This is a genomic window from Pseudomonas sp. PDM18 (assembly GCF_014852585.1).
GTDB lineage: Bacteria > Pseudomonadota > Gammaproteobacteria > Pseudomonadales > Pseudomonadaceae > Pseudomonas.
In genome coordinates this window covers 67,675-92,417 of the sequence record NZ_JACVBX010000015.1, presented here as the reverse complement: position 1 = coordinate 92,417, position 24,743 = coordinate 67,675, and the positions used below count along the sequence as shown (strand labels likewise).

General features: G+C 64.3%; 21 protein-coding genes. 8 read left to right on the top strand and 13 right to left on the bottom strand.

Annotated features, from left to right (window positions below; translation table 11 throughout):
- Positions 1-12 precede the first annotated feature (12 nt).
- From IB274_RS25385 to grpE, 9 genes are all read right to left on the bottom strand, one after another.
- Positions 13-447 carry a DUF4149 domain-containing protein gene (locus tag IB274_RS25385; protein ID WP_192435589.1) on the bottom strand — a complete coding sequence of 145 codons (435 nt, stop codon included), beginning with the start codon at positions 445-447 and terminating at the stop codon, positions 13-15.
- A complete protein-coding gene (greA, locus tag IB274_RS25380) occupies positions 428-904 on the bottom strand; it encodes a transcription elongation factor GreA (RefSeq protein ID WP_017518953.1) in 477 nt (158 codons plus the stop codon). The genes IB274_RS25385 and greA overlap by 20 nt, the downstream gene beginning before the upstream one ends.
- Positions 901-4,122 (bottom strand): carbamoyl-phosphate synthase large subunit, encoded by a 3,222-nt coding sequence (gene carB, locus IB274_RS25375; protein WP_192435588.1) that lies wholly within the window; start codon positions 4,120-4,122, stop codon positions 901-903. Before carB ends, greA begins: the two co-directional genes overlap by 4 nt.
- A 19-nt stretch (positions 4,123-4,141) precedes the next feature.
- A complete protein-coding gene (gene leuE / locus IB274_RS25370) occupies positions 4,142-4,795 on the bottom strand; it encodes a leucine efflux protein LeuE (RefSeq protein WP_192435635.1) in 654 nt (217 codons plus the stop codon).
- A gap of 29 nt (positions 4,796-4,824) precedes the next feature.
- Entirely contained in the window at positions 4,825-5,961 is a 1,137-nt protein-coding gene (gene carA / locus IB274_RS25365) for a glutamine-hydrolyzing carbamoyl-phosphate synthase small subunit (protein WP_192435587.1), read from the bottom strand.
- Between the two features lie 187 nt (positions 5,962-6,148).
- Positions 6,149-6,955, bottom strand: a complete 807-nt coding sequence (gene dapB, locus IB274_RS25360) for a 4-hydroxy-tetrahydrodipicolinate reductase (RefSeq protein ID WP_192435586.1) — start codon at positions 6,953-6,955, stop codon at positions 6,149-6,151.
- Positions 6,956-7,013: 58 nt separating this feature from the next.
- Positions 7,014-8,147 carry a molecular chaperone DnaJ gene (gene dnaJ / locus IB274_RS25355; protein WP_192435585.1) on the bottom strand — a complete coding sequence of 378 codons (1,134 nt, stop codon included), beginning with the start codon at positions 8,145-8,147 and terminating at the stop codon, positions 7,014-7,016.
- Between the two features lie 122 nt (positions 8,148-8,269).
- The gene (gene dnaK / locus IB274_RS25350) at positions 8,270-10,186 is read right to left on the bottom strand and encodes a molecular chaperone DnaK (protein ID WP_192435584.1); all 1,917 of its coding nucleotides are present in this window, start codon (positions 10,184-10,186) and stop codon (positions 8,270-8,272) included.
- Positions 10,187-10,276: 90 nt separating this feature from the next.
- Positions 10,277-10,840, bottom strand: a complete 564-nt coding sequence (grpE, locus tag IB274_RS25345) for a nucleotide exchange factor GrpE (RefSeq protein WP_081520689.1) — start codon at positions 10,838-10,840, stop codon at positions 10,277-10,279.
- 199 nt (positions 10,841-11,039) lie between these two features.
- Here grpE and recN point away from each other — a divergent pair, with 199 nt between their 5' ends.
- Positions 11,040-12,716 carry a DNA repair protein RecN gene (recN, locus tag IB274_RS25340; protein WP_192435583.1) on the top strand — a complete coding sequence of 559 codons (1,677 nt, stop codon included), beginning with the start codon at positions 11,040-11,042 and terminating at the stop codon, positions 12,714-12,716.
- A 72-nt stretch (positions 12,717-12,788) separates the two neighbouring features.
- On the opposite strand, the gene fur is transcribed toward recN, so the two are convergent.
- Positions 12,789-13,193, bottom strand: coding sequence for a ferric iron uptake transcriptional regulator (gene fur / locus IB274_RS25335; protein ID WP_009613072.1), 405 nt, complete (start codon positions 13,191-13,193; stop codon positions 12,789-12,791).
- Positions 13,194-13,289: 96 nt separating this feature from the next.
- Here fur and IB274_RS25330 point away from each other — a divergent pair, with 96 nt between their 5' ends.
- Complete coding sequence (locus tag IB274_RS25330) at positions 13,290-13,826, top strand: outer membrane protein assembly factor BamE (protein WP_192435582.1); 537 nt, start codon at positions 13,290-13,292, stop codon at positions 13,824-13,826.
- A gap of 88 nt (positions 13,827-13,914) precedes the next feature.
- Here the strand turns inward: IB274_RS25330 and IB274_RS25325 are convergent, their stop codons facing one another.
- Complete coding sequence (locus IB274_RS25325) at positions 13,915-14,223, bottom strand: RnfH family protein (RefSeq protein ID WP_192435581.1); 309 nt, start codon at positions 14,221-14,223, stop codon at positions 13,915-13,917.
- On the bottom strand, positions 14,216-14,650 hold the full coding sequence (locus IB274_RS25320; protein WP_192435580.1) for a type II toxin-antitoxin system RatA family toxin: 435 nt from the start codon (positions 14,648-14,650) through the stop codon (positions 14,216-14,218). Before IB274_RS25320 ends, IB274_RS25325 begins: the two co-directional genes overlap by 8 nt.
- A gap of 154 nt (positions 14,651-14,804) precedes the next feature.
- On the opposite strand from IB274_RS25320, the gene smpB reads away from it, so the two are divergent.
- Complete coding sequence (gene smpB / locus IB274_RS25315; protein WP_017518965.1) at positions 14,805-15,284, top strand: SsrA-binding protein SmpB; 480 nt, start codon at positions 14,805-14,807, stop codon at positions 15,282-15,284.
- A 35-nt stretch (positions 15,285-15,319) separates the two neighbouring features.
- Here the strand turns inward: smpB and IB274_RS25310 are convergent, their stop codons facing one another.
- Positions 15,320-16,096, bottom strand: coding sequence for an FCD domain-containing protein (locus IB274_RS25310; protein WP_192435579.1), 777 nt, complete (start codon positions 16,094-16,096; stop codon positions 15,320-15,322).
- Positions 16,097-16,442: 346 nt separating this feature from the next.
- Here IB274_RS25310 and IB274_RS25305 point away from each other — a divergent pair, with 346 nt between their 5' ends.
- The 5 genes from IB274_RS25305 to IB274_RS25285 all read left to right on the top strand — a co-directional run bounded on the left by IB274_RS25305 (position 16,443) and on the right by IB274_RS25285 (position 24,686).
- A complete protein-coding gene (locus IB274_RS25305) occupies positions 16,443-18,119 on the top strand; it encodes a lactate permease LctP family transporter (protein WP_192435578.1) in 1,677 nt (558 codons plus the stop codon).
- A gap of 156 nt (positions 18,120-18,275) precedes the next feature.
- Positions 18,276-19,421: an FMN-dependent L-lactate dehydrogenase LldD gene (gene lldD, locus IB274_RS25300; protein WP_192435577.1), complete on the top strand. Its 1,146-nt coding sequence runs from the start codon at positions 18,276-18,278 to the stop codon at positions 19,419-19,421.
- Positions 19,422-19,593: 172 nt separating this feature from the next.
- Positions 19,594-22,416 (top strand): FAD-binding and (Fe-S)-binding domain-containing protein, encoded by a 2,823-nt coding sequence (locus IB274_RS25295; RefSeq protein ID WP_192435576.1) that lies wholly within the window; start codon positions 19,594-19,596, stop codon positions 22,414-22,416.
- Between the two features lie 192 nt (positions 22,417-22,608).
- Positions 22,609-23,286: a response regulator gene (locus IB274_RS25290; protein ID WP_192435575.1), complete on the top strand. Its 678-nt coding sequence runs from the start codon at positions 22,609-22,611 to the stop codon at positions 23,284-23,286.
- The gene (locus IB274_RS25285) at positions 23,283-24,686 is read left to right on the top strand and encodes an ATP-binding protein (RefSeq protein ID WP_192435574.1); all 1,404 of its coding nucleotides are present in this window, start codon (positions 23,283-23,285) and stop codon (positions 24,684-24,686) included. The genes IB274_RS25290 and IB274_RS25285 overlap by 4 nt, the downstream gene beginning before the upstream one ends.
- Positions 24,687-24,743: the final 57 nt, after the last annotated feature.

Here is a 24,743-nt window from a genome sequence, read left to right as displayed (position 1 = left end):
GGCTCCGCCGCGTCAGCTCCGCTCGCCCCGCCCGGGCGCCGGTTGCAGCACCAGCAGCAGACCGCACAGCGCCACCACCAGATAGTTGAACAGCAGCCAACGCTCAGCGTCCGGCGCTACCTGGCGCACCACGAAATAGGCCGCTGCCATCACCAATACGGTCAACAGCAACTGCCCCCGCGTCTCATGGGTAAAGGCAGCGAGCCCGCGCGCCTGCCAGAGCACCAGAGCCTGGACCAGCACGCAGAATCCCGCAAAACCCAGCAACAGCGGCTTCAGGCCGTCGGCGACGGTCTGCACCAACAATGGTGCCAGGCCGATCTTGTCCAGCGCCGGCAACACCACGAACTGAAGCAGCCAGAGGCCGCCAACCCAGAATGTCTGGGCCAGCAACCAGCTGATGGTGCCTGCGTTGAGGGATTGTCGATCAGGCGTGGCGGACTTCAACGATCTCGTACTCGACGTCGCCGCCCGGAGTCTTGACCAGAACAGCGTCGCCTTCAGTCTTGCCGATCAGCGCACGGGCGATCGGCGAGTTGACCGAGATCTTGCTGTTCTTGATGTCCGCCTCGTCGTCGCCGACGATCTGATAGGTCACCGTCTCGTCGGTCTCGACATTAGCGATATCGACGGTAGTACCGAAGATCACCTTGCCGCTGTGCGGAATGGTGGTCACGTCGATGATCTGCGCGTTGGACAGCTTGGCCTCGATGTCGCGAATACGCGCCTCGGACATGCCCTGCTGCTCACGGGCCGCGTGGTATTCGGCGTTCTCTTTGAGGTCGCCCAGTTCACGCGCTTCGGCGATGGCCTGGGTGATCTGCGGGCGCAGAACGGTCTTCAGGTATTTCAGTTCTTCTTCCAGGGCGCGGGCGCCCTGGACAGTCATTGGAAATTTGCTCATGCGTTGATTCCTGCATGGAGATCCTGCAGACGGCGAACGGTCTTCTCGGGACCGAACTTGAGCGCCTCACAGATCGCCTGCCCCGCCGCAATGGTGGTGGTGCAGTAGATCTTGTGCTGCAGGGCGTTACGACGGATGGAATAGGAGTCAGCGATGGACTGGCGGCCTTCGGTGGTGTTGATGATCAGGGTGACTTCGTCATTCTTGATCATGTCGACCACGTGAGGGCGGCCCTCGGTCACCTTGTTCACGCGACGTACCGGCAGACCGGCAGCCTCGATCACCTTGGCGGTGCCAGCAGTGGCAACCACCTCGAAGCCCAGCGCGACCAGGTCGCGAGCGACCTGAACGGCTTGCGGCTTGTCGTCCTCGCGGACGCTGATGAAGGCGCAACCGGCGTTCGGCAGGATTTCGCTGGCGCCCAACTGGGCCTTGGCGAATGCCTCACCGAAGCTGTCGCCGACACCCATCACCTCGCCAGTGGATTTCATCTCTGGGCCGAGGATCGGGTCGACGCCGGGGAACTTGGCGAACGGGAACACCGCTTCCTTGACGCTATAGTACGGCGGGATCACCTCCTGGGTGAAGCCGACTTCGGCCAGGGATTTGCCAGCCATGACGCGGGCCGCAACCTTGGCCAGCGATTCGCCGATGCACTTGGAAACGAACGGTACGGTACGGGACGCGCGCGGGTTCACCTCGATCACGTAGATGTCTTCGCCCTGCACGGCCATCTGCACGTTCATCAGACCGACCACGCCCAGCTCCAGGGCCATCTTCTTCACCTGCTCGCGGATCTCGTCCTGGATGTGCGCCGGCAGCGAGTACGGCGGCAGCGAGCAGGCGGAATCACCGGAGTGCACGCCAGCCTGTTCGATGTGCTGCATGATTGCGCCGATCACCACAGTCTCGCCGTCGCACACCGCATCAATGTCGACCTCGATGGCGCAGTTGAGGAAGCGGTCCAGCAGCACCGGGCTGTCGTTGGAGACCTTCACGGCTTCGCGCATGTAGCGCTTGAGCTCTTCTTCCTGGTAGACGATTTCCATTGCGCGGCCGCCCAGTACGTAGGACGGGCGCACCACCATCGGATAGCCGATGTTCTTCGACAACTCCAGGGCCTGGTCTTCGCTGCGCGCGGTGGCGTTGGCCGGCTGACGCAGGTTCAGGCGCTGGACCATCTGCTGGAAGCGCTCGCGGTCTTCGGCGCGGTCGATGGCGTCCGGGCTGGTGCCGATGATCGGCACGCCGGCTTCTTCGAGGGCGCGGCAGAGTTTCAGCGGGGTCTGGCCGCCGTACTGCACGATTACGCCCTTGGGCTGCTCGACGCGGACGATTTCCAGCACGTCTTCCAGGGTGACCGGCTCGAAGTACAGGCGGTCGGAAGTGTCGTAGTCGGTGGAAACGGTTTCCGGGTTGCAGTTGACCATGATGGTCTCGTAACCGTCTTCACGCATGGCCAGCGCGGCGTGTACGCAGCAGTAGTCGAACTCGATGCCCTGGCCGATACGGTTCGGACCGCCGCCCAGGATCATGATCTTGTCGCGAGTCGACGGATTGGCTTCGCACTCTTCCTCGTAGGTCGAGTACATGTAGGCGGTGTCAGTGGCGAATTCGGCGGCGCAGGTGTCCACGCGCTTGTACACCGGCAGCACCTTGAGTTTGTGGCGATGGTTGCGCAGGTTCTTCTCGGTCACGCCCAGCAGGGTCGCCAGACGGGCGTCGGAGAAGCCCTTGCGCTTGAGCTTGTACATCAGCTCGCGGTCGATGGCGGACAGACCCAGGGTCTTCACGCGCTCTTCGTCCTTGATCAGGTCTTCGATCTGCACCAGGAACCACTCGTCGATGCGGGTCAGGTCGAAGACTTCGGCGATGCTCTTGCCGGCGCGGAAGGCGTCGGCGACATACCAGATGCGGTCGGCATTGGGCACGGTCAGCTCGCGCTTGAGGATGCTCTCGGCTTCCGGGTTGCTCAGGTCGAGCTTCGGATCGAAACCGGTGGCGCCGACTTCCAGGCCGCGCAGGGCTTTCTGCACGGACTCCTGGAAGGTCCGGCCGATGGCCATGACTTCACCCACGGATTTCATCTGGGTGGTCAGGCGGGCGTCGGCTTTCGGGAATTTCTCGAAGGCGAAACGCGGGATCTTGGTGACGACGTAGTCGATCGCCGGCTCGAAGGACGCCGGGGTGCGGCCGCCGGTGATGTCGTTCTGCAGCTCGTCGAGGGTGTAGCCGACGGCCAGCTTGGCGGCGATCTTGGCGATCGGGAAGCCGGTGGCCTTGGACGCCAGTGCCGAGGAACGCGAGACGCGCGGGTTCATCTCGATCACGACCATGCGGCCGGTATTCGGGCAGATGCCGAACTGCACGTTCGAGCCGCCGGTTTCCACGCCGATCTCACGCAGCACCGCCAGGGAGGCGTTGCGCATGATCTGGTATTCCTTGTCGGTCAGGGTCTGCGCCGGGGCCACGGTGATCGAGTCGCCGGTGTGCACGCCCATCGGGTCGAAGTTCTCGATGGCGCAGACGATGATGCAGTTGTCCTTCTTGTCGCGGACAACCTCCATCTCGTATTCCTTCCAGCCGATCAGCGATTCGTCGATCAGCAGCTCGTTGGTCGGCGACAGATCCAGACCACGGGTGCAGATTTCCTCGAATTCTTCGCGGTTGTAGGCGATGCCGCCGCCGGTGCCGCCCATGGTGAAGGACGGACGGATGATGCACGGGAAGTTGACCTTCTCCAGCACGCCGTAGGCTTCTTCCATGGTGTGGGCGATGCCCGAGCGCGGGCAGGCCAGGCCGATGTCGCGCATGGCCTTGTCGAAGCGCGAACGGTCTTCGGCCTTGTCGATGGTGTCGGCGTTGGCGCCGATCATTTCCACGCCGAACTGCTCGAGCACGCCGTGGCGCTCCAGGTCCAGGGCGCAGTTCAGAGCGGTCTGGCCGCCCATGGTCGGCAGCAGCGCATCAGGGCGCTCCTTCTCGATGATTTTGGCGACGGTCTGCCACTTGATCGGCTCGATATAGGTGGCATCGGCCATGGCCGGGTCGGTCATGATGGTGGCCGGGTTGGAGTTCACCAGGATGACACGGAAGCCTTCTTCCTTCAGGGCCTTGCAGGCCTGTGCGCCGGAGTAGTCGAACTCGCAGGCCTGGCCGATGACGATCGGGCCGGCGCCGAGGATCAGGATGCTCTTGATGTCTGTACGCTTGGGCATGGGACTCTCGTTGCAATATTCAGGAAAGGGTTGCGCTGGCCAGCTTCACGCCAAAGCCGACGAACAGGGCGCCGACGCCACTCGAGGCGCCGGCAGCCAGCCGTTGCCGCCGACGGAACCAGGCCGCCAGACGCACACCGGAGAAAATCAGGAAACTCAGGTACAGGGCGCTGATGATCTCGAGGATCGTACCCAGCACCAGGAACGACAGGCCGGGGTAGGCGTAACCCGGGTCGACGAACTGGATGAAGAAGGAAATGAAGAAGAGGATCGCCTTGGGGTTGGACAGGCTCAGCAGCAGCGCCTTGCGGAACGGCTGATTGACGTCCACTTCCTTCGCCGGCACGGCGGCGGCCTCCAGCGGGTGGCGCAGCTTCTGCCAGCCACCGCGGAGCATGCCGATCCCCAGATAGAACAGATACGCGGCGCCGACGTACTTCAGGCCCAGGAACAGCATCGGCTCGGCCTTGAGGACCGAGGCGATTCCCAGCGCCGACAGGAACATCAGGATCGCATCGCCCAGGAACACCGCGCTCGCCGCCCGGTAGCCCGAGGCCACGCCGCGCTGGGCGGCAGTGGCGAGGACAAACAGCGAGTTCGGCCCCGGCAGCAGGACGATGAACAACGTACCCAGGACGTAGGTCCAGAGGTCGGTGATTCCCAGGGTCGGCATCATCTTCTTCTACCTCTTCGAGCTCGTACTCAGCGACGCTCGGCCATCGCCGCGATGAAGCGGTCGAACAGCGGAGCCACGTCGTGCGGGCCTGGGCTGGCTTCCGGGTGCCCCTGGAAGCTGAAGGCCACCTTGTCGGTGCGCTCGATACCCTGCAGGGTACCGTCGAACAGCGACTTGTGGGTGGCGCGCAGGTTGGCCGGCATGCTGCCTTCGTCAACAGCGAAACCGTGGTTCTGGCTGGTGATCATCACCACGCCCGAATCCAGGTCCTGCACCGGGTGGTTGGCACCGTGGTGGCCGTGGCCCATTTTCAGGGTCTTGGCGCCGGAGGCCAGGGCCAGCAGCTGGTGGCCGAGGCAAATACCGAACACCGGAATCTCGGTGTCGAGGAACTCGCGGATGGCCTGGATGGCGTAGTCGCACGGCTCGGGGTCACCAGGGCCGTTGGAGAGGAAGATGCCGTCCGGGTTCAGGGCGAGCACTTCGCTGGCCGGGGTCTGCGCCGGCACCACGGTCAGGCGGCAGCCGCGGGCAACCAGCATGCGCAGGATGTTCAGCTTCACGCCGAAATCGTAGGCGACCACGTGGTACGGCAGGTCGGCAGCGGCGATTTCCGGATGGCTGTCGGTTTCCAGGTTCCACACGCTGGAACGCCACTCGTAGCGCCCGGTGGAGGACACGACCTTGGCCAGGTCCATGCCTTTCAGGCCTGGGAAGCCGCGCGCCAGTTCGAGGGCTTTTTCCTCGGTGGCGTCGTCGCCGACCAGGATGCAGCCGTTCTGCGAACCCTTCTCGCGCAGGATGCGGGTCAGGCGGCGGGTATCGATTCCGGCAATGGCAACGGTGCCGTTCTCTTTCAGGTAGTCCGGCAGCGACTGCTTGTCGCGCCAGCTGCTGGAGAGCAGCGGCAGGTCACGGATGATCAGGCCGGCGGCCCAGACCTTGTTCGACTCGGCGTCTTCGGGCGTGGTGCCGGTGTTGCCGATGTGCGGGTAGGTCAGGGTGACGATCTGTTGGGCGTAGGAAGGATCGGTGAGGATTTCCTGGTAGCCGGTCATGGCGGTGTTGAACACCACCTCTCCGACGGTATGACCGTCGGCGCCGATGGCGTCACCGCGAAAAACGCTGCCGTCGGCAAGTGCAAGTATGGCTGGCTTAGTCAAGAAGACCTCCCGTAGTTCAAGCCTGGCTGGGCGTGCGCAGATTGTAAAAAAGCGGGATGACATCAGAAGAAGTCATCCCGCTTTTTATGTGATCATGCTGCGCTACTTTTAGTGGACACACTAAAGCTGTAGTTTACAGAAATGCGACATCATGGTCCACCTTTTGCACGACGTACGGCCATGCCACTCAGCGCAGGCCGAGAACGTCCTGCATGTCGTACAGGCCGTTGGCCTGCCCTTCCAGCCACTGAGCAGCACGTACGGCGCCGCGCGCGAACGTCATGCGGCTCGAAGCCTTGTGAGTAATCTCCACGCGCTCGCCATCAGCAGCGAACAGCACGGTATGGTCGCCCACCACGTCACCGGCACGCACGGTGGCGAAGCCGATGGTCTCGCGCGGACGGGCGCCGGTCTGGCCTTCACGGCCATACACGGCCACTTTACCCAAATCACGCCCCAGCGCATTGGCGACCACTTCGCCCATGCGCAGCGCGGTGCCGGACGGCGCGTCGACCTTATGGCGGTGGTGCGCCTCGAGGATCTCGATGTCCACGTCGTCGCCCAGAACACGGGCGGCGGTGTCGAGCAGCTTCAGGCAGAGGTTCACGCCGACGCTGTAATTGGCCGCGAAGACGATCGGGATGTCCTTCGCCGCTTCGCTCAGCAGCTCCTTTTCCGCCGCGGAGAAACCGGTGGTGCCGATGACCATGGCCTTGCCCGCCTTGCGGCAGACTTCCAGGTTCTTCAGGGTCACGGTCGGATGGGTGAAGTCGATTAGCACGTCGAACTCATCAACCACCTTGGCCAGGTCGCCCGACAGCGGCACGCCGATGCGGCCCAGACCGGCAAGCTCGCCAGCGTCGGCGCCCACCAGGGTGCTGTCCGGACGGTCGACCGCCGCAGTCAGGCCGGCACTGCCATTGGTCTGCTGGACCGCTTCGATCAGGGTCTTGCCCATGCGCCCGGCGGCGCCCATAACGGCTATACGTCGCATATAAAACAACTCCAAAGCTAAAAAAGCCCCGGACGATTCACACCGCCGGGGCCTTGCATCATAGATCGTCGAAGAAGCGCTTCATGCCTTCGAACCAGCCACTGGCCTTGGGCGAGTGGGAAGAGTTGCCCTGCAGGGTATTGCGGAACTCTTCGAGCAGTTCGCGCTGGCGCTTGTCCAGGTTGACCGGAGTTTCGACGACGACGCGGCACATCAGGTCGCCAGCACCACCGCCACGCACCGGGGCAACGCCCTTGCCCCGCAGTCGGAACAGCTTGCCGGTCTGGGTACCCTCGGGAATCTTCAGCTTCACGCGACCATCCAGGGTCGGCACTTCCAGCTCGCCCCCCAGGGCGGCATCGGCGAAGCTGATCGGCACTTCGCAGTACAGGTGCTTGCCGTCGCGCTGGAAGATGTCGTGCTCGCGCACATTCACCACCACGTACAGGTCGCCCGCCGGGCCACCGTGAGCGCCAGCCTCGCCCTCGCCGGTCAGACGGATGCGGTCGCCGGTATCGACGCCAGCCGGGACTTTCACCGACAAAGTCTTGTGCTCTTCCACGCGGCCTTGACCGTGGCAAGAGCCACAGGGGTCGGTGATCATCTTGCCGCTGCCATGACAACGCGGGCAGGTCTGCTGCACCGAGAAGAAGCCCTGCTGCATGCGCACCTGGCCGATACCACCACAGGTGGTACAGGTGACAGGTGTAGTGCCGGGCTTGGCGCCGCTGCCGCTGCAGGTCTTGCAACCCACCAGGGTCGGAACGCGGATGGTCACGGTGGTGCCGCGAACCGCGTCTTCCAGGTCCAGATCGAGGGTGTAGCGCAGGTCGGCGCCGCGCGCCGGGCCACCACGGGAGCCGCCGCGCCCGCCGCCACTACCGCCGAAGAAGTCGCTGAAGACATCACCGAAGATGTCCGAGAAGCTCGCGCCACCGAAGCCCGCACCGCCACCGCCCATCTGCGGGTCGACGCCGGCGTGGCCGTACTGGTCGTAAGCCGCGCGCTTGCTGGCGTCGGACAGGACCTCGTATGCCTCGTTGGCCTCCTTGAATTTGTCCTCGGCCTCCTTGTCGCCGGGGTTGCGGTCCGGGTGGAACTTCATGGCGAGCCGGCGATAGGCCTTTTTCAGGTCCGCTTCGCTGGCGCCGCGCTCAACACCCAGTACCTCGTAAAAATCACGTTTGGCCATAACTTTCCTGCACTCTAAAAACCGTTCCCCCAGACACGCCAACGCGGGAGCAAGCCCCCGCGTGACGTTTCATGCGCACCGACACGCTGGTCGGTGCGCCGGAGCGGAAGCAAGCACGCGGCTTACTTGTTCTCCTTGACCTCTTCGAACTCGGCGTCGACGACATCGTCGCCAGCCTTGTCGTCAGCGGCCTCGCCCTGAGCGGCAGCACCCGGCTGCGGCTGTTCGGCGTACATCTTCTGCGCCAGCGGAGTGGATGCCTGGGACAGCGCATTCATCTTCGCTTCGATCTCGGCCTTGTCGTCGCCCTTCACGGCAACTTCCAGCTCGCTCAGCGCCTTGTCGATGGCAGCCTTCTCTTCGGCAGTGGCCTTGTCGCCAGCCTCGGTGACCATCTTGCGAGTCGCGTGGACCAGTGCATCACCCTGGTTGCGGGCAGCGGCCAGTTCCTCGAACTTGCGGTCTTCCTCGGCATTCGCCTCGGCGTCGCGGACCATCTGCTGGATCTCGTCTTCGGACAGACCCGAAGAAGCCTTGATCACGATGGACTGCTGCTTGCCAGTGGCCTTGTCCTTCGCACCGACGTGCAGGATGCCGTTGGCGTCGATGTCGAAGGTCACTTCGATCTGCGGCACACCGCGCGGAGCCGGCGGGATGTCGGCCAGGTCGAACTTGCCCAGCGACTTGTTCTGCGCGGCTTGCTTGCGCTCGCCCTGCAGCACGTGGATGGTCACGGCGCCCTGGTTGTCATCAGCAGTGGAGAACACCTGCGACTTCTTGGTCGGGATGGTGGTGTTCTTGTCGATCAGCGCAGTCATCACGCCACCGAGGGTTTCGATACCCAGGGTCAGCGGGGTGACGTCGAGCAGCAGCACGTCCTTCACGTCACCGGCCAGAACGGCGCCCTGGATGGCAGCACCCATGGCAACGGCTTCGTCCGGGTTGACGTCCTTGCGCGCTTCCTTGCCGAAGAACTCGGCAACGGTCTTCTGCACCAGCGGCATGCGGGTCTGGCCGCCGACCAGGATCACTTCGTCGATCTTCGAGACGTCCAGGCCGGCGTCTTTCAGCGCAACGCGGCACGGCTCGATGGTGCGGGTGACCAGGTCTTCCACCAGGGATTCCAGCTTGGCGCGGGAAACCTTGACGTTCAGGTGTTTCGGGCCGGAGGCGTCAGCGGTGACGTACGGCAGGTTGACGTCGGTCTGCTGGGTCGAGGACAGCTCGATCTTGGCCTTCTCGGCAGCTTCCTTCAGGCGCTGCATGGCCAGCGGGTCGCCCTTGAGGTCCATGCCGGATTCTTTCTTGAACTCTTCGACGAGGTAGTCGATCAGGCGCAGGTCGAAGTCTTCACCACCCAGGAAGGTGTCGCCGTTGGTGGCCAGTACTTCGAACTGGTGCTCGCCATCGACTTCGGCGATTTCGATCACGGAAACGTCGAAGGTACCACCACCCAGGTCATAGACGATGATGGTGTGGTCGCCCTTGGCCTTGTCCAGGCCATAGGCCAGCGCAGCCGCGGTCGGTTCGTTGATGATGCGCTTGACGTCCAGACCGGCGATGCGACCGGCGTCCTTGGTGGCCTGACGCTGGCTGTCGTTGAAGTAGGCCGGAACGGTGATGACCGCTTCGGTGACCGGCTCGCCCAGGTAGTCCTCGGCGGTCTTCTTCATCTTCTTCAGGACTTCGGCGGAGACCTGCGGCGGAGCCATCTTCTGGCCCTTGGCCTCGACCCACGCGTCGCCGTTGTCAGCCTTGACGATCTTGTACGGCACCATCTTGATGTCTTTCTGTACGACTTCTTCTTCGAAGCGACGGCCGATCAGACGCTTCACGGCGTACAGGGTATTGGTCGGGTTGGTCACAGCCTGGCGCTTCGCCGGCTGACCTACCAGGATTTCGCCGTCGTTGGCGTAGCCGATGATCGACGGGGTGGTACGAGCGCCTTCGGCGTTCTCGATGACCTTGACGTTACCGTTCTCCAGGATGGACACACAGGAGTTGGTGGTCCCCAGGTCGATACCAATGATTTTGCCCATATTTCACTCTCCAGAAATTAGATTCCGCGCTGACCCTGTTGCGGGTCTTTGGCTCGGTTGATTACCCAGATGGGGACCGGGTGGTGGATTTCAAGCCTTCTCGTCGATCGAAGGCGGAGTTTGTTCCGGTGCCTTGCTGACCACGACCATGGCGGGACGCAGCAGACGACCGTTGAGCAGGTAGCCCTTCTGGAACACCTTGACCACGCTGCCCGGCTCGAGACGAATGCTCTCTTCCATGGCCATGGCCTGATGGTGTTCGGGGTTGAAAGGCTCGCCGTGCGGGTCGACCGGCTCGAGGTTGTAGCGCTTCAGCGTGTCGTGGAACATCTTCAGCGTCAGTTCGATGCCTTCACGCATCGGCTTGATCACTTCGTCTTCCGGGTTCGACATCTCCAGCGCGCGCTCGAGGGTATCGACGATCGGCAGCAGGTCGCCGGCGAATTTCTCCAGGGCGAACTTGTGCGCCTTCTCCACGTCCTGCTCGGCACGACGGCGGACGTTCTGCAATTCGGCGACAGCGCGCAGGCTCTGATCCTTCGCCGCAGCGACCTGTTCTTCCAGCTCCAGCACGCGGGCGTTCAGATCCCCGGTAGCGCCGGTGTCCGGCTGCTCGTTGAATTGGGAATCCTGAGTCTGTTGTTCGTCAGACATGCCACTCTCCTAAAAAAGAAAATAAGCCTTTGAAAACAAGGCGAACCCAATGGTCCGCGGCTCTGCCGTGTATATGGGGTAGGTTTTCCCGACTTCAAGGCTTTTGCTCCACAGGGCACTCACAAAGGCGACAAGGGAGAATTGCCAGCAGCAAAAAATACTGTATAAATAACCAGACATAACTGCGGAGCCGCCGCCCATGCTGGTCCACCTGTCCGTGCACAACTACGCCATCGTCGAGCACCTCGATCTCGAGCTCGATGCCGGCATGACCGTGATCACCGGCGAAACCGGCGCCGGCAAGTCGATCATGCTCGACGCCCTCGGCCTCGCCCTGGGCGACCGCGCCGACAGCGGCGTGGTCCGCCCCGGCTCCGACAAGGCAGACATTCTCGCCAGCTTTGATGTCAGCGCGATTGCCGAGGCCCGCGACTGGCTCGCCGAGCGTGACCTGGAACAGGACGGCCCGTGCATCCTGCGCCGAGTGATCACCGCCGAAGGCCGCTCGCGCGCGTACATCAACGGCTCCCCCTGCCCGCTGGGCGACCTCAAGCACCTGGGCGAGCTGCTGATCGACATCCACAGCCAGCACGAGCACCAGTCACTGCTCAAGGCCGACACTCACCGCCGCCTGCTCGACGAATTTGCCGGCAGCCAGGATCTGGCGCGCCAGGTGCAACTCGCCGCGCAGCGCTGGAAGCAGACCCGTCAGGAGCTGGACCGCCTGTCGCGCAACGGCGACGAACAGCGCGCCCGCCACCAATTGCTCAGCTACCAGCTTGAAGAACTGGAAAACCTCGGCCTGGGTGACAATGAACTGGAGTCGCTGGAAGCCGAACATAAGACCCAGAGCAACGCCGGCAGCCTGATCGCCGCCTGCCGACAGGTCGTCGAATTGTGCAGCGAAAGCGATGCCGGCAACGTGCTGTCGGCGCTGACCTCCAGCCTCAACCGCCTCACCGCCTTCCCGAGCCAGCCGACCGCACTGGGCGAAGCGGTGAACCTGCTGTCCAGCGCGCAGATCCAGGTGGAAGAAGCCATCGGCGAGCTGAACCGCTTCGTCGACCACTTCGATGCCGACCCCCTGCGCCTGCAGCAGTTGGAAGAGCGCATGGATGCCATCTATAGCCTGGCGCGCAAACACCGCGTGCAGCCCCACGAACTGCAGGACCTGCAGCAACGACTGCTCGACGAACTGGACGCGCTGAACGCCGACGACGAAGCCGTGGAGCGCCTAGGCGACGAACTGGCCGCCTACGCCCGCCACTATCAGGAGAAGGCCGACGAACTCAGCCGCATCCGCCAGGATGCGGCACCGAAGCTGGCCAAGGCCGTGGAGGTGGAGATGCAGCGCCTGGGCATGCCCGGCGGCCGCTTCGCCATCGAACTGCGCCCGTCCAGCTCGGACGAACCGCAGGTCAGCGGCCTGGAGCAGCTGGAATTCCTGGTCAGCGCCAACCCCGGCCAACCGATGAAGGGCCTGGCCAAGGTCGCCTCGGGCGGCGAATTGTCACGCATCAGCCTGGCGATCCAGGTGATCACCGCACAGACTTCGCGCATCCCCACACTAGTCTTCGACGAAGTGGATGTCGGCATCGGCGGCCCCACAGCCGAAGTCGTCGGCCAGCTGCTGCGCCGCCTAGGCGATCGCGGCCAGGTGCTGACCGTTACCCATCTGCCGCAGGTCGCCGCCCAGGGCCACCAGCACCTGTTCGTGCACAAGGACCGCGACACCCGCGAAACTCGCACCGCCGTATCCAGCCTGAAGAAGGCCGAGCGCATCGAGGAAATCGCCCGCATGCTCGGCGGCGTGGACCTGACCAAGGAATCCCTGGCCCACGCCCGCAAGATGGTGGATTCGGCCGTACAGGGCTGACGCACTACCACTTAAAAGCCGCACAAACGAAAACGGCGACCCGAGGGTCGCCGTTTCTGCATCTGCGTGCGCTTACTTTTTCTTCCGCACGTAGAGCACCAGGTTGTGATCGACGAGCTCGAAGCCGCGCTCCTTGACGATCTCCTTCTGGCGTTTCTCGATTTCCGAGTCCATGAACTCGATGACTTCGCCGGTATCGACGCAGACCATGTGATCATGGTGGCCGCTGTCGGCCAGTTCGAAGACGGCATGGCCGCCATCGAAGTTGTGGCGCACCACCAGGCCGGCGGCTTCGAACTGGGTCAGGACGCGGTAGACGGTGGCCAGACCGACGTCTTCACCCGCCTCCATCAGCGCTTTGTAAACATCCTCTGCGCTCATGTGGCGCTGCTCGGCGGAATCGAGCATCTGGAGGATCTTGACGCGCGGCAGTGTGACCTTAAGTCCGGCTTTGCGCAGTTCGCTATTTTCAACCATGTGTGCTTTCTCGGCGCGGAATGCTTCGCAGCATCTCTCAATACAGGTATGATCGGGATTTCGTCGCTCAGCCAAGATAGTGGAAGTCACCCCTTGATGCAAAACGCCAAGCTCATGCTGACCAGTCTCGCTTTCGGGCTGGGACTCGCCGCACTCGCCGGTTGCTCGTTCCCGGGGGTCTACAAGATCGACATCCAGCAGGGCAACGTTGTAACGCAGGATATGATAGACCAGTTGAAGCCCGGAATGACCCGGCGCCAAGTGCGGTTTATCATGGGCAACCCCCTGATCGTGGATACCTTCCACCCCAATCGCTGGGACTACCTCTACAGCATCCAGCCCGGCGGCGGTCAGCGCCAGCAGGAGCGGATGAGCCTGTATTTCGGCCAGAACGACCAACTGGTCGGCCTGAATGGCGACTTCATGCCCGGCGTCAGCCGTGACGAGTCGATCCTCGGCAAGGAAGGCACCCCGGCAACTTCGCCGTCGCAGCCGACCCAGCAGCAGCCCGAACAGCCCAAGGAAGAACCGGCCAAGCCCGGCTCCGTGGAAGAGCAGATCCAGAAGGAAGTCGACCAGGTGGAAACCGTACCGGTCCCAACTCCGGAACCGCTGGACAAGAATCCGCAGTAAGGGATTCGCGAAAACAAAAAAGCCCGGCCAATGCTGGGCTTTTTGTTGCCTGTGCTTTCAGTACACAAGAATCAGCAGCGAAGAAGACTCAGCCGCGCGCCGCCTTGGCCCGCGCAGCCCGCTGCTTGCGTACTTCCTTGGGATCGACGATCAGCGGACGGTAGATTTCCACTCGCTCACCCTCCCCCAGCTCTCGCTCCTCGGGCCTCGCCACCGCCTTGCCGAAGATACCCAGCGGGCAATTCTGCACATCTAGGCCAGGAAAATGCGCAGCGATGCCCGACAACAACACCGCTTCGCGCATCCGCGTGCCACGCGGAACGCTTAGGCGCAGCAGCACCTGCTTCTCCGGCAAAGCGTAGACGACCTCAATGGCGATGCTTGCGGATTCAACCATGCAGTTGCTTGGCGCGCTGGCAGAAGGCGTCGACCATGGTGTTCGCCGCCTGGGTGAACAGCGGGCCGAGGGTGGCCTTCACCAGGGCGCCGGCATAGTCGAAGGTCAGGTCGAGGGAAATCTTGCAGGCCTTGTCGCCCAGGGCCTTGAAAGTCCAGACGCCGTGAAGCTGGGAAAACGGGCCTTCCTCGAGATTCATCTCGATGCTCTGCCCGGGCACCAGCGCATTACGCGTGGTGAAGCGCTGGGTGATGCTGCCCTTGGCCACGGTCAGCTCGGCGCGCATGGCCGTTTCGCTTTCCTCCAGCACGGTGGAGGCGGAACACCAGGGCAGGAACTCCGGGTAGCGCGCCACATCGTTGACCAGGTCGTACAGCGCCTTCGCCGGATAGGGCAGCAGCGCCGAACGCTGGATATGCGTGCTCATAGACGTCTCGCTTGGTTGTGGGGCGTTTCATACGCCCGCTGCTCAAAAAAACAGCGCGCATTGTCCGAGATTAGCCACACACCCTCAAGCTTGCATGCCGTCGCACGCTGTCCCGATAGCGGCGCGGCGAGTGACTCCCTATAATGCGCGGCCTATGGCTAAACAGAAGAAACACCCTTCGGGGACCATCGCGCAGAACAAGAAGGCTCTGCACGACTACTTCATCGAGCAGCGCTTCGAGGCGGGCGTCGCCCTGGCCGGCTGGGAAGTGAAAAGCCTGCGCGCCGGCAAGGCGCAGCTGGTGGACAGCTACGTGCTGCTCAAGGATGGCGAAGCCTGGCTGCTGGGCAGCCACATCACGCCGCTGACCACTGCCAGCACCCACGTCATCGCCGACCCGGTGCGCACGCGCAAGTTGCTACTGCACAAGCGCGAGCTGGGCAAGCTGTTCGGTGCCGTGCAGCAGAAAGGCTACGCCTGCGTTGCGCTGTCGATGTACTGGAAGAAGCACCTGATCAAGTGCGAAATCGCACTGGCCAAGGGCAAGAAAGAGTACGACAAGCGCGGCACCGAGAAGGAGCGTGACTCCGATCGGGAAATCCAGCGCGCCATTCGTCACGGCAAGGACGACTGAATCCTTTCGCGCCCTCCTGCGAGGGCGCGTTGCGGTCAGGCGTCCACCGCGCCTTGGCGTCGCTGTGCCCGTTGCAGGCGCAATTCCTTCGCCTGCACCTCGGCCAGCACTTCCTGCACGTAGTCGATATGTCGCTGGGAAATCTCCCGCGCCGCTTCCGCGTGTCCGCCGATAATCGCCTCGTACAACTCGCGGTGTTGGCGCATCAGCTGCTCGCGGGTCTCGTCACGCTGCGCGTACATCCCACCGATGTTGGTCACCACGTTGCGCTTGAGCAGGTCGAACAGCCCGCGAATAGTGTGCAGCAACACGGCGTTGTGGCTGGCCTCGGCGATGGCCAGGTGGAAGGCCGCATCTGCCGCCCCCTCCTCCGCACGACTGACCTTACCCACGCGCAGGTAACAGTCCTGCAACGCATCGAAGGCCTGCTTCAGGCGCTGCTGATCCACCTCGGTCGCGCGCTGCGCCGCGTAGAAGGCGCAGGAGCCTTCAAGAGTATGGCGAAACTCCAGCAGATCGCGCTGCGCCTCCGGATTGCTCTCCAGCAGATGCAGCAGCGGATCGCTGAACATCGAGCCCAGTCCTTCGCTGACGTAGTTGCCGCCGCCCTGACGACTGACCAGCAGGCCCTTGGCGCCGAGCTTCTGGATCGCCTCGCGCAGTGACGGCCGAGAGACGCCGAATTGTTCGGCCAGCACGCGCTCGGCGGGCAGTCGCTCGCCGGCCTTGAGAGTGCCCTCGAGAATCATCGCCTCCAGCCGCTCGACGATGTCGTCCGACAGACGGCGTTGCTTGACCTGACCAAAACTCATGCGGGTGAACTCCTTCGCTTTCTCACTCTGGGCCGCGCCCTACGCAGCTTGCGGCAGCCTGACGGGCGCCGCCGTCGACAACAAGCCCGCCTCGCCTTTCCGATCACTCCCGACAAAAGTCGCAGAGCAGCAAATTGACACGCCGCCAGCAGGGCTTTTACCCTGAGCGCTCGACTTTGTAAATTGGTCATACCAATTTACCGGAAGTCGGATTGCACGACAACACATGCACGAAAAACAACAAGCCGCGATCAGTCGACCGTCTGCCCAACGCGCCACAAGCGCATCGGAATCGCCCGACCGGCAACCAGGCCCTCCACCCAAAAACAATTAGGGAGCCAACCAGATGCAAACCTGGCAGCAGATCTACACCCCGCTCGGCAGCCTCGGCCTGTCCGCGCTGGTCGCCGTCATCCCGATCGTGTTCTTCTTCCTCGCCCTCGCCGTGTTCCGCCTCAAGGGCCACGTCGCCGGCAGCATCACCCTCGCCCTCTCGATCATCATCGCCATCGTCGCCTTCGGCATGCCCGCCGACATGGCCATCGCTGCCGCCGGTTATGGCTTCGCCTACGGCCTGTGGCCAATCGCCTGGATCATCGTCGCGGCGGTGTTCCTCTACAAACTCACGGTCAAGAGCGGCCAGTTCGAGGTGATCCGCAGCTCGGTGCTGTCGATCACCGGCGACCAGCGCCTGCAGGTGCTGTTGATCGGTTTCTCCTTCGGCGCCTTCCTCGAAGGTGCAGCGGGCTTCGGCGCGCCGGTGGCGATCACCGCTGCCCTGCTGGTCGGCCTGGGCTTCAATCCGCTGTATGCCGCGGGCCTGTGCCTGATCGCCAACACCGCGCCGGTCGCCTTCGGCGCCCTGGGCATCCCGATCATCGTCGCGGGCCAGGTCACCGGCATCGACGCGTTCAAGATCGGCGCCATGACCGGCCGCCAGCTGCCGTTCCTGTCGATCCTCGTGCCGTTCTGGCTGGTGTTCATGATGGACGGCCTCAAGGGCGTGAAGGAAACTTGGCCGGCCGCCCTGGTCGCCGGCGGCAGCTTCGCCATCACCCAGTACTTCACCTCCAACTTTATCGGCCCGGAACTGCCGGACATCACCTCCGCCCTGGTCAGCCTGATTTCCCTAACCTTGTTCCTGAAAGTCTGGCAACCCGCCAGCGAGCGCGAAGTGGTCGCCACCGCCGGCGGCGCCGCCGTCATGGGCGGCAACGGCCCGCGCAGCGCCGAGCCGACTCCCTACAGCTTCGGCGAAATCCTCAAGGCCTGGTCGCCCTTCCTAGTGCTGACCGTGCTGGTCACCATCTGGACCCTGAAGCCGTTCAAGGCGCTCTTCGCTCCGGGCGGTGCGCTGTACAACCTGGTGTTCAACTTCGCCATCCCGCACCTGGACCAACTAGTGGTGAAGACCGCGCCCATCGTCGCCAACCCGACGCCGATTGCCGCCGTGTTCAAGCTGGACCCCGTCTCGGCCACCGGCACCGCGATCTTCCTCTCCGCCGTGGTCTCGATGATCGTCCTGCGCATCAGTGCGAGAACTGGTCTGACCACCTTCAAGGAGACCCTGGTCGAGCTAAAATGGCCGATTCTCTCCATCGGCATGGTCCTGGCCTTCGCCTTCGTCACCAACTACTCGGGCATGTCCACCACCCTGGCGCTGGTCCTGGCCGGCACCGGCGCGGCCTTCCCGTTCTTCTCGCCGTTCCTCGGCTGGCTGGGTGTGTTCCTGACTGGTTCGGATACCTCCTCCAACGCCCTGTTCAGCTCGCTGCAGTCCACCACCGCGCACCAGATCGGGGTCAACGACACCCTCCTGGTGGCAGCCAACACCAGCGGCGGCGTGACCGGCAAGATGATCTCGCCGCAATCCATCGCCGTGGCCTGCGCCGCCACCGGCATGGTCGGCAAGGAATCCGATCTGTTCCGCTTCACCCTCAAGCACAGCCTGATGTTCGCCGCCCTGGTGGGTCTGATCACCCTGGCCCAGGCGTACATCTTCACCGGCATGCTGGTGCACTGACCGAGCGCTGATCGACTGCGCGTCAGCGATACTGCGCTGGAGATGGCCTCGGGGATGCTCACCTACAGTTGTAGGCTCCGCTCCCTCGGCCATTTCCGCCTTGTCTCGCTCTAGCTCGCTCGATCCAAAACTTTTCTCTCAAAACGGAAGAGCCCAATGATCATCTCTGCCTCTACCGACTACCGCGCCGCGGCCCAACGCAAGCTGCCGCCGTTCCTCTTCCACTACGCCGACGGCGGCGCCTACGCCGAGCGCACCCTGCGCAACAACGTCGACGACCTGGCCAACATCGCCCTGCGCCAGCGCGTGCTGAAGAACATGTCCGAGCTGAGCCTTGAGACGAAGCTGTTCGACGAGACGTTGAGCATGCCCATCGCCCTGGCCCCGGTCGGCCTGACCGGCATGTACGCCCGGCGCGGCGAAGTACAGGCAGCCCGCGCGGCCGCGGCAAAGGGCATCCCCTTCACGATGTCCACGGTGTCGGTGTGCCCCATCGAGGAAGTCGCCCCGGCCATCGACCGGCCCATGTGGTTCCAGCTCTATGTGCTGAAGGATCGCGGCTTCATGCGCAACGCGCTGGAACGCGCCAAGGCCGCCGGTGTGAAGACCCTGGTGTTCACCGTCGACATGCCGGTGCCCGGCGCCCGCTACCGAGACGCCCACTCCGGCATGAGCGGCCCGAACGCGCCGCTGCGCCGCGTCTGGCAGGCCATGACCCACCCGACCTGGGCTCTCGACGTTGGCCTGCTGGGCAAGCCTCACGACCTGGGCAACATCTCCAAGTACCGCGGCAACCCCACAGGCCTCGCCGACTACATCGGCTGGCTGGGCGCCAACTTCGACCCGTCGATCTCCTGGAAGGACCTGGAATGGATCCGTGAATTCTGGGACGGCCCGATGATCATCAAGGGCATCCTCGACCCGGAAGACGCAAAGGATGCAGTGAAATTCGGCGCCGACGGCATCGTCGTCTCCAACCACGGCGGCCGCCAGCTCGACGGCGTGCTCTCCAGCGCCCGTGCCCTGCCGGCCATCGCCGACGCCGTGAAGGGCGACCTGAAGATCCTCGCCGACTCCGGCATCCGCAACGGTCTGGACGTGGTCCGTATGATCGCCTTGGGCGCGGACACCGTGCTCATCGGCCGTGCCTTCCTCTACGCCCTGGCCACCCATGGCGAAGCCGGCGTGAAGAACCTGCTGGACCTGTTCGAGAAGGAAATGCGCGTGGCCATGGTGCTCACCGGCGCCAAGACCATTGGCGAGATCACTCGCGATTCGCTGGTGCGCGAACTGGGCGCCTGAGAGCCCCATCTGTAGGAGCGAGCTTGCTCGCGAACCTGCCAAGCTCCGTGCCCACCGGGTTCGCGAGCAAGCTCGCTCCTACGAAAAGAACGCTCCCACAACGCGTTCAAATCAAAAGAACACCGATGGACCGTCCAGCGGTCCACGCTCACCGATGATGACTGGAGCCGCCATGAGCCTGCCCGCCGCGTTCCTCGACACGGTAGAACACCTGATACCCCGCGAGCGCCGCTTCGACGATGCGCTCTCGACCCTGGCCTTCGGCACCGACGCCAGCTTCTACCGGCTGATCCCCAAACTGGTGATCCGGGTGGAAAGCGAAGACGAAGTCGCCAGCCTGCTCAAGGCCGCCCACGCCAATCAGGTCGCGGTAACCTTCCGCGCCGCGGGCACCAGCCTCTCCGGCCAGGCCGTGAGCGACTCAGTGCTGCTGGTGCTGGGTGACAACTGGAACGGCCGCGACATCCGCGACGGCGGTACGCAGATTCGCCTGCAGCCCGGCGTAATCGGCGCCCAGGCCAACGCCTGGCTGGCTCCGTTCGGCCGCAAGATCGGCCCGGACCCGGCGTCGATCAACGCCTGCAAGATCGGCGGCATCGTCGCCAACAACGCCAGCGGCATGTGCTGCGGCACTGCGCAGAACAGCTACCACACCCTGGCCGGGCTGCGGCTGCTGCTGGCCGACGGCACCCTGCTGGACAGCGAGCTGCCCGCCAGCGTCGCCGCCTTCCGCGACAATCATGGCGCCCTGCTCGACCAGCTCGCCGAGCTGGGCCGGCAGACCCGCGCCAACACCGAGCTGGCCGCGAAGATCCGCCACAAGTACCGCCTGAAGAACACCACCGGCCTGTCGCTGAACGCGCTGGTCGACTACGACGAGCCGCTGGATATCCTCACCCACCTGATGGTCGGCTCCGAGGGCACCCTGGGCTTCATCAGCGCGGTCACCTACGACACCGTGCCCGACCACCCGAACAAGGCCAGCGCGCTGATCGTCTTCCCCGACGTGGAGACCTGCTGCAAGGCCGTGACCGTGCTCAAGCAGCAACCGGTCTCCGCCGTGGAACTGCTGGACCGCCGCAGCCTGCGCTCGGTGGAGAACATGCAGGGCATGCCGACGTGGGTGAAGAGCCTGTCCGAAGGCGCCTGCGCACTGCTCATCGAATCCCGCGCGGCGACCCAGTCGCTGCTGCACGAACAACTCACGCAGATCAGCGCCTCCATCGCCGGTTACCCGGTGGAGAAGCAGGTCGACTTCAGCGAAGACCCGGCGGTCTACAACCAGCTCTGGCGCATCCGCAAGGACACCTTCCCGGCCGTCGGCGCAGTTCGCGAGACTGGCACCACGGTGATCATCGAGGACGTCACCTTCCCCGTCGAACAGCTGGCCGAAGGCGTGAACCGCCTGATCGAGCTGTTCGACAAGCACGGCTACGACGAAGCCATCCTGTTCGGCCACGCGCTGGAAGGGAACCTGCACTTCGTCTTCACCCAGGGTTTCGAATCGCCTGAGCAGATCGCGCGCTACTCGGCGTTCATGGACGACGTCGCGCACCTGGTCGCCGTGGAATACGGCGGCTCGCTCAAGGCCGAGCACGGCACCGGGCGCAACATGGCGCCCTTCGTCGAGCTGGAATGGGGCCACGACGCCTACCAACTGATGTGGCAGCTCAAGCGCCTGCTCGACCCTACCGGCATCCTCAACCCCGGCGTGGTACTGACGGACGATGCGCAGCTACACCTGAAGAACCTCAAGCCGCTGCCCGCCGCCGACGAGATCGTCGACAAGTGCATCGAGTGCGGCTTCTGCGAGCCAGTCTGCCCGTCCAAAGGGCTGACCCTCAGCCCGCGCCAGCGCATCGTCATGTGGCGCGACATCCAGGCCAAGCGCCGCGCCGGCGTCGATACCACGGAGCTGGAGCGCCATTACCAGTACCAGGGCATCGACACCTGCGCCGCCACCGGCCTGTGTGCCCAGCGCTGCCCGGTGAACATCAACACCGGCGAACTGATCCGCAAACTGCGCGGCGAGGAAGCGCACCACGCCGGCACCGCCACCTGGCTCGCACGCCACTTCGCCACTGCGCTCAAGGGTGCGAAGTTCATGCTTCATGCCGCCAACGGTGCGCGCATGGTGCTCGGCGCGCCGCGCCTGGCCCGCCTCAGCGCTTCCATCAGCCACGCCAGCAAGGGCCGCGTGCCGCAGTGGACGCCGGCCATGCCGCAACCCGTGCGCCTCGCAGCTGCATCAGAGCCTGTGGATAACGGCAAGCCGCGCGTCGTCTACCTCACCGCCTGCATCTCCCGCGCCATGGGCCCGGCGGCGGCGGACGAAGAGCAGATGCCGCTGATCGACAAGACCCGCCAGCTTCTGGAAAAAGCCGGCTACCAGGTGGTCCTCCCGGACAACGCCGACAACCTCTGCTGCGGCCAGCCCTTCGCTTCCAAAGGCTACAAGGAACAGGCCGACGCCAAGCGCGGCGAGCTGCTCGCCGAACTGCTGCGCGCCAGCCGCGGCGGCCTCGACCCGATCTATTGCGACACCAGCCCCTGCACCCTGCGCCTGGTGCAGGACCTGGCGGACGACCGGCTGAATATCTACGACCCGGTGAAGTTCATCCGCACCCACCTGGTCGAGCGCCTGGACTTCCAGCCACAGGAGAAGCCGGTTGCCGTGCACGTCACCTGCAGCACCCAGCACCTGGGCGAAAGCCAGGCGCTGATCGATCTGGTCAAGCGCTGCACCCGCGAGGTGGTGATCCCCGAGGGCATCCACTGCTGCGGCTTCGCCGGCGACAAGGGCTTCACCACGCCCGAGCTGAACGCGCACTCGCTGCGCACGCTCAAGGACGCGGTGCAGTACTGCGAGGAAGGCGTCTCCACCAGCCGCACCTGCGAGATCGGCCTGTCCGCCCATGGCGGCATCGATTATCGCGGCGTGGTCTACCTGGTGGATCGGGTCACCCGCGCGCGCCCATCCACAACCCTGACGTAGGGCGGATAACGCCCCCGGCGTTATCCGCCGTTGGCAAAGACGGCGAATAACCTGTTCCAGGTTATTCGCCCTACTTTCCATGGTCCCATCCGCTGCTTGCCGTTAACAGGCTCTTAATCCGCCCTCTTCACCCTCTGCCCTAACCGGGTCACGCCAGCTATCCTGCTGCACAGGCCGTATGAGGGGACCAAGATGAGAATCCTGTTGGCAGAAGACGACCAGTTGCTGGGCGACGGCATTCGCGCCGGGCTCGGTCTGGAAGGCGACACCGTCGACTGGGTGAGTGACGGCGTTGCCGCCGAACAGGCGCTGGCCACCGACGAATTCGACCTGCTCGTCCTCGATCTCGGGCTACCGCGCAAGGATGGCCTGGAAGTGCTGCGCGGGCTGCGCCGCCGCGGCAACCTGACCCCCGTGCTGATCCTCACCGCGCGCGACAAGGTGGCCGACCGCGTCGCCGGACTCGACGCCGGCGCTGACGACTATCTGACCAAACCCTTCGACCTCGACGAGCTGCTCGCCCGCGTCCGCGCTCTCACCCGTCGCCATACCGGTCGGGCCATCCCGCTGCTGCAGCACGGCGAACTGGCGCTGGACCCGGCCACCCACCAGGTCAGCCTGGCTGGATCGCCGGTGGACCTGGCTCCGCGCGAATACGCGCTGCTGCGCCTGTTGCTGGAACAGCGCGGCAAGGTGCTGTCCCGTGCACGCCTGGTGGAAGCCCTGTACGGCTGGGACGGAGACCTGGAAAGCAACGCCATCGAGGTCCACATCCACCACCTGCGGCGCAAGCTGGGCAACAGCCTGATCCGCACCGTGCGCGGCATCGGCTACGGCATCGACCGCCCCGAAGGCGCCGCACGAGCTTGAGCAGCGCCCCCCGTCGCGCCGGCTCCATCAGCCGGCGCCTGCTGCTGACCCTGATCGGCGGTGTTTCCGTGCTGTGGCTGGTCGCGGGCCTGTTCACCTACCACCTGACCCGCGAGCAGGTGAACCGCCTCTACGACCAGGACATGATCGACTTCGGCCAGGCCGCCCTGAGCCTGGTCGACATTGCCGACGCGATAGACCCGCAGTCCACCGACGCCATGGAAATCCTCGCGCGCAGCCGCAAGGCCATCGAAGGGCTGCCGCTGATCCGCCGCGAAGCCACGCTGGGTTATGCCATCTGGTACCGCGGCCAACCGCTGCTGGCCACCCACAAACCACCCACGGGAATCGAAGCGCAGCCGCCGGGCTTCTCCGACCTGCTCAGTGGCGGGGTCAACTGGCGCGTGCTGCACATGAATACGGCAGGGACCGACGAGGTGCGCATCTGGGTCTTCGAGGACCTGCACTATCGCCACAAGACCCTGCACCTGCTGCTATTCAGCGCCCTGTTCCCGTTGCTGCTGGCCCTGCCGCTGTTCGGCGTGCTGGTGTGGTTCGGCGTGCGCCAGGGCCTGGCGCCGCTGCGCGGCCTGATCGAACAGGTGCACCAGCGCAGCGCCCACAGCCTCCACCCGCTGGCCCTGAGCCGCGCACCGGTGGAAGTGCACAGCCTGGTGAGCGAACTGAATCTGCTGCTGGAGCGCCTGCATTCGGCAATGGAAGCCGAGCGCCGGCTGACCAGCGACGCCGCCCACGAAATCCGCACGCCGCTGGCCAGTCTGCGCACCCACGCCCAGGTGGCACTTCGCTCGTCCGACCCGGCCGCCCACGCTCACGGGCTGCAGCAGGTCAGTCGCAGCGTTGAACGGATCAGCGCACTGATGGAACAGATCCTCCTGCTGGCGCGGCTCGATGCCGAAGAACTGCACGAAATCTTTGCCCCGGTGGACCTGCGCCTGCTGGCTGAAGACACCATCGCCGATCTTGCACCGCAGGCCATCGACAAGCAGATCGAACTGACCCTCGATAGCCAGGAGGTCACGCTGCGAGGCGTCGCGGCATGGCTCGGTCTGATGCTCACCAACCTGGTCGGCAACGCCCTGCGCTACACCCCCGAAGGCGGCCGCGTGGCCGTCAGCCTGGAGAGCGCGAGTGACCGACTGACCCTCTGGGTCCGCGACAACGGCCCCGGCGTAGCACCGGCAGAACAGGCAGCGATCTTCACCCGCTTCTACCGCAGCCCCAGCGTCGCCAGCAGCAACGGCAGCGGCCTGGGCCTGCCGATCGTCAAGCGCATCGTGGAAATCCACCACGGGCGCATTTCCCTGCACGAAGGGCTGGATGGCGCTGGCCTGGGCGTGTGCGTCGAACTCCCGACAACCGCCGGGCCGATTCTCTGAACCCCACGTGAATCGTGGCAGTCCACCCTGTACGGCCCGCTCGTTCGGTCCGCGACA